This window comes from Rhodothermales bacterium (assembly GCA_039944855.1).
In the GTDB taxonomy this organism is placed as follows: Bacteria; Bacteroidota; Rhodothermia; order Rhodothermales; family JANQRZ01; genus JBBSMX01.
On the sequence record JBDUXZ010000025.1, the window covers coordinates 36,059 to 47,904 of the forward strand.

Annotated in this window: 12 protein-coding genes; 5 read left to right on the forward strand and 7 right to left on the reverse strand. The window is 68.7% G+C overall.

What is annotated here, in order from left to right; genetic code table 11:
* The first annotated feature begins 37 nt into the window (after positions 1-37).
* From ABJF88_14080 to ABJF88_14100, 5 genes are all read left to right on the forward strand, one after another.
* Positions 38-1,174, forward strand: coding sequence for a site-2 protease family protein (locus tag ABJF88_14080; GenBank protein MEP0548059.1), 1,137 nt, complete (start codon positions 38-40; stop codon positions 1,172-1,174).
* Positions 1,175-1,357: 183 nt separating this feature from the next.
* Positions 1,358-2,779: an aminopeptidase P family protein gene (locus ABJF88_14085; GenBank protein ID MEP0548060.1), complete on the forward strand. Its 1,422-nt coding sequence runs from the start codon at positions 1,358-1,360 to the stop codon at positions 2,777-2,779.
* A 63-nt stretch (positions 2,780-2,842) separates the two neighbouring features.
* Complete coding sequence (locus ABJF88_14090) at positions 2,843-3,844, forward strand: J domain-containing protein (protein ID MEP0548061.1); 1,002 nt, start codon at positions 2,843-2,845, stop codon at positions 3,842-3,844.
* A 120-nt stretch (positions 3,845-3,964) separates the two neighbouring features.
* On the forward strand, positions 3,965-6,226 hold the full coding sequence (locus ABJF88_14095) for a TonB-dependent receptor (GenBank protein ID MEP0548062.1): 2,262 nt from the start codon (positions 3,965-3,967) through the stop codon (positions 6,224-6,226).
* A complete protein-coding gene (locus ABJF88_14100) occupies positions 6,226-7,107 on the forward strand; it encodes a hypothetical protein (protein ID MEP0548063.1) in 882 nt (293 codons plus the stop codon). The genes ABJF88_14095 and ABJF88_14100 overlap by 1 nt, the downstream gene beginning before the upstream one ends.
* 14 nt (positions 7,108-7,121) lie before the next feature.
* Here the strand turns inward: ABJF88_14100 and ABJF88_14105 are convergent, their stop codons facing one another.
* From ABJF88_14105 to ABJF88_14135, 7 genes are all read right to left on the reverse strand, one after another.
* Positions 7,122-7,559 (reverse strand): MOSC domain-containing protein, encoded by a 438-nt coding sequence (locus ABJF88_14105; protein ID MEP0548064.1) that lies wholly within the window; start codon positions 7,557-7,559, stop codon positions 7,122-7,124.
* Positions 7,560-7,608: 49 nt separating this feature from the next.
* Entirely contained in the window at positions 7,609-8,121 is a 513-nt protein-coding gene (locus ABJF88_14110) for a PAS domain-containing protein (protein MEP0548065.1), read from the reverse strand.
* Between the two features lie 228 nt (positions 8,122-8,349).
* Positions 8,350-8,682 (reverse strand): DUF2007 domain-containing protein, encoded by a 333-nt coding sequence (locus ABJF88_14115; GenBank protein ID MEP0548066.1) that lies wholly within the window; start codon positions 8,680-8,682, stop codon positions 8,350-8,352.
* Positions 8,683-8,790: 108 nt separating this feature from the next.
* Complete coding sequence (locus ABJF88_14120; GenBank protein MEP0548067.1) at positions 8,791-9,141, reverse strand: hypothetical protein; 351 nt, start codon at positions 9,139-9,141, stop codon at positions 8,791-8,793.
* Between the two features lie 182 nt (positions 9,142-9,323).
* Positions 9,324-9,755: a hypothetical protein gene (locus tag ABJF88_14125; protein MEP0548068.1), complete on the reverse strand. Its 432-nt coding sequence runs from the start codon at positions 9,753-9,755 to the stop codon at positions 9,324-9,326.
* Between the two features lie 142 nt (positions 9,756-9,897).
* Positions 9,898-10,476, reverse strand: coding sequence for a hypothetical protein (locus ABJF88_14130; protein ID MEP0548069.1), 579 nt, complete (start codon positions 10,474-10,476; stop codon positions 9,898-9,900).
* A gap of 223 nt (positions 10,477-10,699) precedes the next feature.
* Entirely contained in the window at positions 10,700-11,647 is a 948-nt protein-coding gene (locus tag ABJF88_14135; GenBank protein ID MEP0548070.1) for a L,D-transpeptidase, read from the reverse strand.
* Between the last annotated feature and the right edge of the window lie 199 nt (positions 11,648-11,846).

The following is an 11,846-nucleotide window of genomic DNA, read 5'->3' on the forward strand; positions in this document are numbered from 1 at the left end:
GATTCAACCGGGACCCCTCTCACCCTTTTCGCTGCCCATGCGCGGATCGCTCTCCATCGGTCGGATCGCCGGGATCGACCTCTTTTTGCACTGGACGTTCGTGCTGCTCCTCGCGGGCGCGTTCGTGTTCTACCTCTTCAGCGGGAGCACGCTCGCGATTGCCTTCGCTGGGCTCGGCCTGATCCTCGCCGTGTTCGCGTGCGTCGTCCTACACGAGCTCGGCCACGCGCTCATGGCCCGCCGCTTCGACGTGCCGACGCGCGACATCACGCTCTACCCGATCGGCGGTGTCGCCCGGCTCCAGCGGATTCCCGACGAGCCGAAGCTGGAACTGTTCGTCGCGGGGGCCGGGCCGGCCGTCAACGTGGTGATCGCCCTCGTGCTCCTCGTCGCGCTCGTCGCCACGGGGCAGCCGCTCGCGCCGGGACCGGGGCTGGCCGCGCCGGCGGAGCGGTTTCTCCAGAACATGATGTGGATCAACGCGGTCCTCGTCGTCTTCAACCTGCTGCCGGCGTTCCCGATGGACGGCGGGCGCGTCCTCCGCGCCCTCCTCGCGTTTCGGCTCGACTACGTCCGCGCGACGCAGATCGCGGCGGGCGTCGGGCAGGCGATGGCGTTCGTGTTCGGGCTCGTCGCCATCTTCGGCGGGTTCAACCCGTTCCTGCTCATCATCGCGCTCTTCGTCTACTTCGGCGCGCAGCAGGAGGCCAGCTTCGCGATGATGCGGACGGCGATCGAGGGCTTGCCCGTGCGACAGGCGATGATCACGCAGTTCAACCCGCTCCACCCGTGGGACATGCTCGACGAGGCCGTCCGCCTGCTCCTCGCCGGGGCCGAGCAGGACTTCGCCGTCGTGGACGACGGGAAGGTCGTCGGTGTGCTGACGCGGAAGCGGCTGATGCAGGCGCTCGCCGAGGGCGAGCGTTCCGTCCGCGTGCAGCAGGTGATGGAGAAGGCGTGCCGCCCGGTCGGGGAAGGGGAGATGCTCGACGGCGCGTTCCGCCGGATGCAGGAGGAGGAGTGCGCGCTCCTGCCCGTCATGCGCGACGGCCGGCTCGTCGGCCTGCTCACGGCGGAGAACGTCGGCGAGCTCGTCATGGTGGCGTCGTCGCTGCGAAAGAAAACGGGCGGCTCCGACCTCCGCGGCCTGCTCGCGTCGATGCGCTCGGGCTGACGTCCGCCCGGCTACCCGTAGGGGCAGAGCCACGTGTCTGCCCCTGTGTCTGCCAATCCCAACCAGGGCGACCACACGGGGTCGCCCCTACGAGGGGTCGCGAGACGGGAGACGGTCGTACGGCCCGTGATGCCGGCAGCCGCTATCTTCCTCGTCATTCGTCTCTCGAAACTCGTCGCTCCCATGATCCACCCCGAAGTCGCTGCCCTCGACCGCCGCTTCACCGCCGACACGTACCGCGCCCGCCGCGACCACCTCCGCGACACGCTCGGCGGCGGGCTCGTCCTCCTGCCCGGCACGGCGACGGTGTGGCGGAACGCGGACAACCCGCACCCCTTCCGGCAGAGCTCGCACGTCCTCTACTACGCCGGCATCGCCCGCCCCGGTCTGTTCCTCCTGCTCGACGCCGACGCGGGGACCGACACCCTCTTCGGCCCGCCCGACGACTTCGACGACCTCGTCTGGCACGGCCCACACCCGTCCCGCGAAGACCTCGCCGCCGAGGCCGGTATCGCAGACGTGCGCGACGTGGACGAACTGAAGGCGGTGCTCGCCGAGGCGAAGCGGCAGGGGCGGACGGTCCACTACCCGCCGGCGTTCATGCCCGGTACGCTCGTCGCGCTCGCCCGGCTGCTCGGCGAGTCGGTGGACGCCGTGGAGGCGGGGGCGTCGGAGGCGTTGATGCGCGCGGTCGGCGAGCAGCGGGCGGTGAAGTCGGACGCCGAAATCGCGGAGATCGAAGCCGCCGTCGCCGTCTCGGCCGAGATGTATGCCGTGGCGATGCGGATGACGCGGCCGGGCCTGCGCGAGGTCGACGTCCGCGCGGCGATGGTACACGTCGCCCTCCAGCGCGGCCTCGAGATGTCGTTCGAGCCGATCACGTCGGTGCGTGGCGAGGTGCTCCACAACCACGCCAGCGGGAACACCCTCCGCGACGGCCAGCTGTTTCTGCTCGACTCGGGCGTGGAGACGCCCGAGGGCTACGCCTCCGACATCACGCGGACGATCCCCGTCAGCGGCCGGTTCAGCGACGAGCAGCGGGCGATCTACGAGATCGTGCTCCGCGCCGAAGAGGACGCCATCGCCGCCGTTCGGCCCGGCGTCAACTTCCGCGACCTCCACCTCGCCGCTGCCCGCACGATCGCCGACGGGCTGAAAGGGGTTGGGCTGATGCGGGGCGATGTGGACGACGCCGTCGAGGCCGGGGCGCACGCACTGTTCTTCCCGCACGGCCTCGGCCACCCCATCGGGCTCGACACCCACGACGTGCAGGACCTCGGCGACACCTACGCCTATCCTGCCGACCGGCCGCGCAGCGATCAGTTCGGGCTCGGCTTCCTCCGCTTCGCCCGCGACCTCGCCCCCGGCCACGTCATGACGATCGAGCCCGGCTGCTACTTCATCCCGCCGCTCATCGACCGGTGGCGCAGCGAGGGCCGCCACACCGCGTTCATCGACTACGACGCCGTCGACCGCTTCCGCGACTTCGGCGGGATTCGGATCGAGGACGACGTGCTGTGCACCGACGACGGGCCCCGCGTCCTCGGTCCCGGCATCCCGAAGTCGGTGGGGGACGTGGAGACGGCGATGGCCGAGCCGGGATAAGGCCGGCGCGGAACATCGCGGGGCGTCCTGCGGTGCCAAACAGCCCATTGTATCGCTTCGACCATGCCTCCGATTCCCGACTATTACAAGACCCTCGGCGTCGGCGAAGACGCCTCGCAGGCCGAGATCAAAAAGGCCTACCGCAAGCTCGCCCGCGATCATCACCCCGACCGGAACCCCGACAATCCGGACGCCGAGGAGCGCTTCAAAAAGATTCAGGAGGCGTACGACACCCTCGGCGACGAGGCCAAGCGGAAGCAGTTCGACCAGATGCGCCGCGACCCCTTCGCCGGGCGCGACTTCCGCGGCTTCGGCGGCGGCGATCCGTCGGGCGGCCGGTTCTACCGCACGCCGGACGGCACGTACGTCCGCGTCGAGTCGACGGGCTTCGGGCCGGACGAGGGGTACCAGTTCGCCGACGAAGGCCCGAGCGGGCTCGGCGGCCTCGGCGACCTCTTCGGGCAGTTCTTCGGCGGCGGCGGAGGACGTGGGCCGGCGGGAGCAGCTTCGGGCCAGCGCCGGCCGCCGCGCGAAGCGCCGCGCGGTGGCGACATCGAAACGCGGCTTTCGATCTCGTTCGACGAGGCGCTTAACGGAGGCAAAACCGAAGTCAGCCTGCCTGACGGCGAGAAGGTCCGCATCACGATTCCGAAAGGCGTTGAGGACGGGCGGAAGGTGCGCCTGCGCGGACGCGGCCAACCCGGCCCGACGGGCCAGCGCGGCGACCTGTACCTCACGTTCGAGGTGAAGCCCAGCCCTCGCTTCCGCCGCGAGGGCAACGACCTCACGACGACCGAGACCATCAACGTCGCCGAAGCCATGCTCGGCACGACGCGGGCGATCACGACGGCGTACGGCAGCACGGTCAAGGTCACGATCCCGCCCGGCACGCAGCCCGGCGAGCGGCTCCGCCTCCGTGGGCAGGGCGTCAAGAGCGACGACGGCGCGGGCGCGCTCTACGTCGAGATCGCCGTCACGGTCCCGTCATCGCTGTCGGACGAGGCGAGGCTGCGGGCGTGGGCCGAGGCGGAGGGACTGTTGGAGCCGGCCGCGTCCCCGTCGTAACGGGGCACCAGAGGACGAGCCGGGGACCGTGCGGATCGAGCACGGCATCGGGGAATGCCCTCTCCGAACGGGGGCGCTGCTTTACTTTGCGGGCCTTCCGCTCCTCGACCCTTCCTCCGCATGCGCGTCGGCCTTCCCTTCGTTTTCGCGGTGCTCCTCACGTTCGCCTTTCCTGCCGATGGGTGGGCGCAGTCGGCGGCCGTGCGCGGCTTCGTGACCGACAGCGAGGACGGCGTGGCGCTCCCGGGAGCAACCGTCGTCCTCGACCCGCTCGGGACCGAGGAGCGGCCGTCGTTCGGGACGGCCACCGACGGCGACGGACTGTACGTGCTCGCGCGTTTCCCATCCGGTCGCTACCGCCTCCGCGTCTCGTTCGTGGGGTACGAATCCCACGTCGACACCCTCGCCTTCGCATCCGGCGAGATCCGGTTCGTCGACGTCGCGCTCCGCCCGTCCGACGCGCTCCTCGGCGAGCTCGTGGTGGAGGGCGAACGCGCCGAGGACACCGACCTCAAAGCCGGCCTCCGCTCCATCGACGCCGCCGACATCGAGCGCGTCCCGACGCCGGGCGTCGCGGGCGACCTCGCGGCGTACCTCACGACCGTGCCGGGCGTCGTCGCGACAGGGGAGAGCGGGGGGCAGCTCTTCATCCGAGGCGGCGAGCCCAGCCAGAACCTCGTGCTCCTCGACGGGATTCCGCTCTACCAGCCGTTCCACGTCCTCGGCTTCTACTCCGCTTTCCCCGCCGAAATTGTGAGCCGCGCCGACCTTTACGCGGGAGGGTTCGGCGGCCGGTTCGGCGGGCACCTGTCGTCGGTGCTCGACGTGTCGTCGCGGAACGGGAGCCTGCGCCGGCCGGCCGCGTCGGCGAGCGCGGCACCGTTCGTGAGCGGGCTCCGCGCCGAGTTTCCAATCCTCCGAGACCGCGTCTCGGTCCTCGCGTCGGGGCGGCTCTCGGTGATCGAGGACGCGGGCTCGAAGCTCGCGGGGGAGGACCTGCCGTACCGCTTCGGCGACGTATTCGGCAAGCTCCACGTCCGGCTCGTGGAGAACTCACAGCTCTCGTTCACGGCCCTCCACACGTTCGACCGGGGGATGATCCGCGAGGCCGCGCCCGGCGAGCCCGCGCCGCCGCAGATCCGGTGGAGCAACCTCGGGCTCGGGGGGCGCTACCTCTTTTTGCCGGGATCGAGCCCGCTCCGCGGCGAGATCGTCGTCGCGCTGACGCGGTTCGACACGGAGACCGGGCCGCCCGGCCAGCGCTTCCCCGATCAGCAGTCGCGCGTCGAGAAGTGGTCGAGCCGGATGGAGGTGACACAGTACGGCCGCTCGACCGAGATCCGCGGCGGCCTCTTCGCCGGCACGACAACGCTCGAAAGTGACCTCGACATCGCGGGGCTCGGCGAGCGCGAGACGCTCACCGACGTCGGGCTCTACGTCGAGCCGGAGATCCGGCTACGGACCGAGCTGACGGTGACGCCGGGCCTCCGCATCCATGCGTTCCCGAGCCTCGGCGACACGTTCGTCGAGCCGCGCCTGCGGGCGCTGTGGCGGCGCGGGGTGCACCAGATCAGCGCGGCGGCCGGGCTCTATCACCAGGAGATCGTCGGCATCAGCGACCGCCGCGACGCCGCGGGTGTGTTCACGGCGTGGGCGCCGGCCCCGACGGGCGAGGTGGCCGGGGCCGTCCACGCGCTCGTCGGCTACCGCGTCACGCCGACGACGTCGCTCACGCTCTCCGCCGAGGGCTACCTCAAGTGGCTCTCCGATCTCTCCGTGGCCGAGTGGACCGCGTTTCCCCGCTTCACGACGAACCTCCAGCCCGCCGAGGGACGGGCGCGCGGAGTAGAGCTCAGCGCCGAATACCGGCGCGGCGCGCTCTTCGCCACGCTCGGGTACAGCCTCTCGTCGGTCCGCTACACGGCGATGCAGGAGCAACTGCCACTGTGGTACGGCACGTCGGCGCTCGACTACCGCCCGACCCACGACCGCCGTCACCAGATTAACGCTCTCGTAGGCACGACCGTCGCCGGGTTTGACTTATCGGCGCGGTGGCAGTTCGGGAGCGGGCTCCCCTTCAGCCGCGCGCTCGGGTTCGACCGCTTCCTCCTGCTCGATGGCGGCGTGGACGTGTTCGAAGTCCCGGCGACGGACCGCGTGATCTACGAGCGGCCGTTCAACGCTGTCCTCCCCGCATACCACCGGCTCGATCTTTCCGTCGAGCGGACATTCGACGTCGGCGCGGCCGAGCTGACGTTGCAGGCCGGGCTCGTCAATGCGTACGACCGGGCGAACCTGTTTTACTACGACGCCTTCACGCTCCGCCGCGTCGATCAGCTCCCGCTCCTTCCGTCGTTCGGACTCCAACTCGCCTTCGACTGATGCCCACGCTGCGCGCCCTCATCGTTCTGCTGCTCGCCACGATGGCACTCGCTGCCTGTGACGAGGCCGTCGAGCCGACGCTCGGGGAGGAGCGGCCGTTCACGCTCCTCGGGCAACTCGACGCCGAGGCCGACACGCAGGCCGTCCGCGTCGTCCCGATCGCGCCAACGATCGACACGCTCGACCCGGACGCCATCGACGCGGCCGTGACGTCGACGACGTTGCAGAGCGGGGAAGTGCGGGTGTGGCGGGACTCGCTCGTGCAGTACGCCGACGGAAGTCAGGGGCACGTGTTCTTCGCGCCGTTCCGCGCCGGCTACGAAGAGGCGTACCGGCTCGACGTGACGCGCTCCGACGGCGAAGCTGCGACTGTCACCGTCACCGTGCCGCCGCTGACGGATGTGGATTCGCTGGCGCGCGAAGGCGCCTTCTCCGACCCGCGCTATGTCGTCGGGGTGCAGGACGCGCCGCGGCTCTCCGGCGTGCAGGCCCGCTACGAGTTCGTCGGCGACGTGCCACGCTTCCAGGTCGTCCGGCACTCGGAGTTGGTGGAGCGCGTGCCCGGCGGGTGGCGCGTCGCGATCCCGTTCGTCGCCGACGTGCAGCGGTTGATCGCTGCGTCCGAATTGGGCGAGGTCGGGCTGCGGTCGTTCGAGGTCAGCGTGTTCGTCTCGAACGAGGAGTGGAACGTGGACGCGGCGGGCGGCGCGTTCGATCCCGAGGTGCTCGTCCAGCCGGGCACGCTCTCGAACGTGGAGAACGGGTTCGGCTTCTTCGGCGCGGGCTACCGGACGGGCCGTTTCATCGTGCCGACGGCGCAGGACCAGATCCGCGCCGGGCTCTGCCTGCTCAACGCGGAACGGACCGGCTGCGCCGAGTAGGGGAGTTTCTTCGGTCAGTCGGCCCACCGCACGGGATCGCCCACGGCGATGCGTCCGTCGTCGAGCACCTCGCCGAAGGCGCCGCCGCGCCAGTCGGGAAACATCAGGTCTTTCAAGCCAGGCAGGACCTCGTCCATCCGCTCGCACGGCTTCGTCTCGCCGAAGATGCGGATGCGGCACGCACCGACGCGCAGCACGCGGCCTCGGCTGTCGGCGAGTCGAACGCCTCGGACCATCAGATTGGCTCGCCGCGCGGACGGGTCGAGCGCGCCGCCGAGCCGTTCCATCAAGTCTGCCCATACCTCTTCTTCGATGAGCGTAACCTGCCGTCGCCGCCCCTGATCCGCGTTGCCGACGATCCCGCGCCCGGCAACGAGGTCGGCGGACGAGGCGGGGTCCATCGGGCCGCGTTTCATCCGCTTGACCCAGATCGATCGGAGGACGCCTTCCATCACGGTGCTTCGGCATCGGGCAGGACAGAGGCCGCGTGCTCGGCGAGAGCTACGCGGTCACGGTCAAGTCTGCCAAGGAGGGGAGGCGGAGGGCCTCGCGAGCGGAGGCCTGCTCCAGCCACTTCTCCTCGCTCACATCGAACATCAGACCGCGCAGCCGGACCGGCACCTTCCGCGGGCCGACGATCACGCGGACGTAGTCCCGCAGCCAGACGATGTCCTGGGACTTCGTGATCGCCCGGTACTCGAAGACGTGGTCGGCTTTTCGCCCCGTCGCGAGGGCGCAGAAGGCGATGGCGTCGTTGCGGTCTTGGGGATGAACGACGTGGGCTGCCCAGAACGTCGGGGAAGAGATCCACTGTTCGGCGGGGAAGCCGAGCATGTCCTCTGCGTCGCCACCGACGAAGGTGAAGGCGAAGGTGGTGGGGTCCCCCTCCCACACGATAAAGGGCTCGCGCGGGAAGAACAGCCGGGCGCGCTCTTCGATGGCAGCGATGGGCTCGTCATCGGTGCCGAAGACCTTGAGTAAGTGGGGGGTGAGAACCGAGCGCTTAGGATCCATCGGAGGAGAGCGGAGGAGCGAGGGTAGAAGGTAGCGCAGGGGTGGGTGGGGCGCCTTCGGGGACCCACCGCGACGGAGCAGTAAATAGCAACGCGCGTGAGGATCTCCAATAGCATCGAGCGCCTGAAGCCCCGAGGGATTCCCTGAAAACGTGGCGTGCCTACCCGGTGGCGGCAGGTGGCCACAGGATCGCTCGGAGGTGCCGGTCCCTCATGCTGTCGGGAGAGGTTACGCGGAGCCAGCCGAGGGGTGTTTGTGGCCGCAGTTCCAGCAGACGGCGAAGAGCCCGTCCACCTCCTCGCCACAACTCGGGCACGTCCACGGCTCGGCCGACTCGCCCGTGTCGCCCTCGATCACCTCGCTCACGACCTCGACCGCTTCGCCGAGTCGCTCCTCATCCACGACCCACAACTCGCTCCACGCGTCCGTCGCGCCCGCGGCCCCGCCGACGACGGTGGCGAGGTGCTCGTTCTTGATGGTGGATTCGATGCCCCGTTGTTCGAGCTCGTTCTTGACGAGCTGGACCATCGCGGGGTTGAAATGGCTGTAGACTCGATGCATCGTGCGGGGGGTTGGGTGGACGGATGCAGGAGAAGCACTACAGGATACGCACAGCAGTCGACACGGAACGGCGGGTTCCGATCCCGGCGAGGGATAGGCGTCGGCGAGTCATCCAGCGGGACGGGCGGAGCGGAACAGGGAGGCCAGCCCCATGACCGCGAGCATGGCGACGGCGTTGATAGCTCCGACGAGCACGGCGGAGGCGAAGAAGAAGCCGCCGTCGCCGCTGGCCGTCTCACCGCCGAGGAGATGGTAGGCCGTGTGGACGGTTTCCGCGAGCAGGCTCCCCCCGAGCGCCCCGCCGACTACAGCCAGCAGGCGAGCGCGGAGCGGGGCGTTGCGCGTGATCCAAAGCGCGAGCCCGATTGCGGCCGCCGAAACCGCCATGACGGCGGAGCTGCCGAGGATCGCGAGCGCGAGCAGCACGCCTACGCCGAGATACGAGACGAGGTGTTGCAATGGGTAGGTGGGGACGATGCCCTCGGGTGTTTTCCTGAGCCGCAGAACGGAGTGGCGCTTCAGCCGCCACGGGCAGCGTCAGCGGTGGAGTGGGCAGTGTAGACGTTAGCGGCGAGACAGGCGAAGCCGCCGAGCCCGTGGTCGGCCTGCGAGCGCGGGTTCTGCGCCGGGAGGGCACGTGGTTACTCGTCGCGGACCGTCACCGCCAAGGGGAGTGTCATCGGGTAGCGGATCGCCCGGCCCCGGTCGTGAGCAGGGATGAACTCGGTCCCGCGGACAAGCTCACGCGCTCGCTTGGCGTGCCGAGCGGACGGACTGCACAGGACTCCGATGTCGGTCGCGTGGCCGAGCGTATCCACGTCGAACCGGACGACGGTCAGGGTCTCAACTGCGTCGCCTACGGTGGAGCCGAGGTTCACGGCCGTACGGCGAAAGGCTTCACTCTCCGTGGTGGGCTGGTACTCCGGGACGTAGACGAGGAGGTCTGGATCGGGCTCGAAGTGCTCCCGCCAGTCGCCTTGGCACTGGGCGATCTCCTGCGCCTGAGAGGGAGGAGCGAAGGCGACCACGCACGCTGAGATCGCGAAGAGCAGGATCCGCTTAGATCGCATCATGAGGCGCAGAACAGATGGCCGCTCAACCGCGAAGGGCTGATGGCACGAGTACGGAACGAGGTGAGAGTAGCGCCGACGTTTGGACGAGCCGACAACGCTGACGCCCTTCGTCGGCTTGCAGCGGCGGGTTAGCTGGCCCGAGCTATTTGGTGGAGTCCGGAGGTGGAGCGCCGAGTGAGTCGGCACGTTCCACCACGATTTGCGCCTCTCTGACAACTTCGGCTTGGGGTTTGCCATACGCCCCCCTCACGGCCTGCTCCGCAATCTTTTCGACCTCGGCTCGGGAAAGGGAGTCTTTCCCAATCTCTGCAAGCTTGACACCTGCATCCACCAAGTTAAAGAGCAGCGTCACAATGATTGCGATAACCGCATAGAGTTCGGTTCGGTTGGCTGGCAACCAGTCCGCCAGCTTCGACAGCTCTGGGACTTCCTTCCGAATCTCCTTCTTAACCTCCTCAGGGGTTGCGTTCCGCTGGCGTGCGCTTCCGAGGATCTGTGCAAGCCGGCGAAGTTGATCTGTCGTTCGTTGAGGAGCGGCAAGGATCTCCATCGTTTCGCCGACGAAGTTGAATACACCGTCTGGCACGCTCCCCATGCCTCCGCACACCGGGCAAGGTCCAGATTTGTTGCCGGACAGAGTGACGTTGACGGAGTTGTCGATTACGAAGCCGGAGCCGAACACGGCACCGCAGTTATCGCAGAAGGCGGGCAGTTCAGGCATTGAGGTGGGGCAGGCCAGCTAACCCCTACTTAGGTGCCCCGTGGGCGTGATACAACGCGTCCAGCGGCGGCATAAGCAACACGGGGGAGGAATGAAGGACGGTGGCTGGGTTCTGGCAAATCAAGCGCACAGGCCGGAAACCGTTCGCCTTTAGTCCGCAAGATAAGCGCCGTCCTCTAAAGTGCGAATGTGCGCAAAGCGCCTACCTGTCACCGCCCAACGCCTACGGCCGCGTGCCCGCCAACTGCGCCCGCAGCCGGTCGAACTGCTCCTGCTGCGGGGTGCCGGCGGGCACGTCGTAGGGCGAGGCGGGGAGGCGGACGCGCTTCACCACCGGGTACTCCTCGCGGTAGAGGAACGGGCTCGGCGTGCCGACGATGTCGTGCCCGATCACGAGCACGATCGTGCCCTGCTCGTGGATGGTCGCGCCGACGGACGAGATCGCGTCGCCCCCCGTCTTCTCCCACGTGTCGGTCCACGCGTAGAGCCAGCGGGCGTCGGGGTCGGACATGCGGATGCAGCCGTGCGAGGCGGGGCCGCCCATCGGGAGGGCGTACTGGTGGAGGTGGATGCCGCGTGCCTCGTGGATGTTCATCACCCAGTACATCTCCCACAGCTCGTCGTTCGACGGGTTGTTATAGCCGGGGCTCAGCGTCGAGACGCGATAGTCCTGCTTCCAGTTGACGTTGAAGCGCCCGCTCGGCGTCCTCGCGCTCTCCGTTCCGGTGTTGATCATGCCCCAGCGGGCGAGCTTACCCCACTCGTAGGCCGCGTAGCCCTGGATGCTCTTGTCGAGCACGACGAGCTTGTCGATCTCGCGGGCGCCGGGGTAGTAGCGCGGGAACGGGGAGTAGGCCCGGAAATCCAGCGTGAGGTCGGTCGGGACGACGAGGGTGTCGCCGGGGCGGAGGTTCTCGAGGTCGTTCCGGTTGAGGATCTGGAGGAGGCCCTTGTTCTCCTCCCCGTACATCCGGTAGAGCTTCAGCCTCGCCTCCAGCCGGGAGTCGCTCTCGACGACGTGGTAGTCGTAGTAAACGGCGGGGATATCGTCGAGGTCGCCGTCGCGGCGCTCGATGACGTCGGCGATGTTCTTCTGGCGGAAGTGGGAGGTCTCCTGCGCCCAGGCCGGCAGGGCGAGGAGGAGGCAGAGGAGGGGGAGAGCGAGGCGCATCGGGAACGGAGCAGATTCGGTGGAATGGGCCGGTATACTCACGTGGAGGGCGTTGGGTCCGATGGTGTGGAGGTGTGGAGGTGTGGAGGTGTGGAGGTGTGGAGGTGTGGAGGTGTGGAGGTGTGGAGGTGTGGAGGTGTGGAGGTGTGGAGGTGTGGAGGTGTGGAGGTGTGGAGGTGTGGAGGTGTGGAGGTGTGGA

Bases quoted from the DNA above. Each gene is read 5' to 3' on its own strand.
- ABJF88_14085 (MEP0548060.1), top strand. From the start codon at position 1,358: ATGATCCACCCCGAAGTCGCTGCCCTCGACCGCCGCTTCACCGCCGAC.
- ABJF88_14095 (MEP0548062.1), top strand. From the start codon at position 3,965: ATGCGCGTCGGCCTTCCCTTCGTTTTCGCGGTGCTCCTCACGTTCGCC.
- ABJF88_14110 (MEP0548065.1), bottom strand. From the start codon at position 8,121: ATGGATCCTAAGCGCTCGGTTCTCACCCCCCACTTACTCAAGGTCTTC.
- ABJF88_14130 (MEP0548069.1), bottom strand. From the start codon at position 10,476: ATGCCTGAACTGCCCGCCTTCTGCGATAACTGCGGTGCCGTGTTCGGC.
- ABJF88_14125 (MEP0548068.1), bottom strand. From the start codon at position 9,755: ATGATGCGATCTAAGCGGATCCTGCTCTTCGCGATCTCAGCGTGCGTG.
- ABJF88_14090 (MEP0548061.1), top strand. From the start codon at position 2,843: ATGCCTCCGATTCCCGACTATTACAAGACCCTCGGCGTCGGCGAAGAC.
- ABJF88_14135 (MEP0548070.1), bottom strand. From the start codon at position 11,647: ATGCGCCTCGCTCTCCCCCTCCTCTGCCTCCTCCTCGCCCTGCCGGCC.
- ABJF88_14100 (MEP0548063.1), top strand. From the start codon at position 6,226: ATGCCCACGCTGCGCGCCCTCATCGTTCTGCTGCTCGCCACGATGGCA.
- ABJF88_14080 (MEP0548059.1), top strand. From the start codon at position 38: ATGCGCGGATCGCTCTCCATCGGTCGGATCGCCGGGATCGACCTCTTT.
- ABJF88_14115 (MEP0548066.1), bottom strand. From the start codon at position 8,682: ATGCATCGAGTCTACAGCCATTTCAACCCCGCGATGGTCCAGCTCGTC.
- ABJF88_14105 (MEP0548064.1), bottom strand. From the start codon at position 7,559: ATGGAAGGCGTCCTCCGATCGATCTGGGTCAAGCGGATGAAACGCGGC.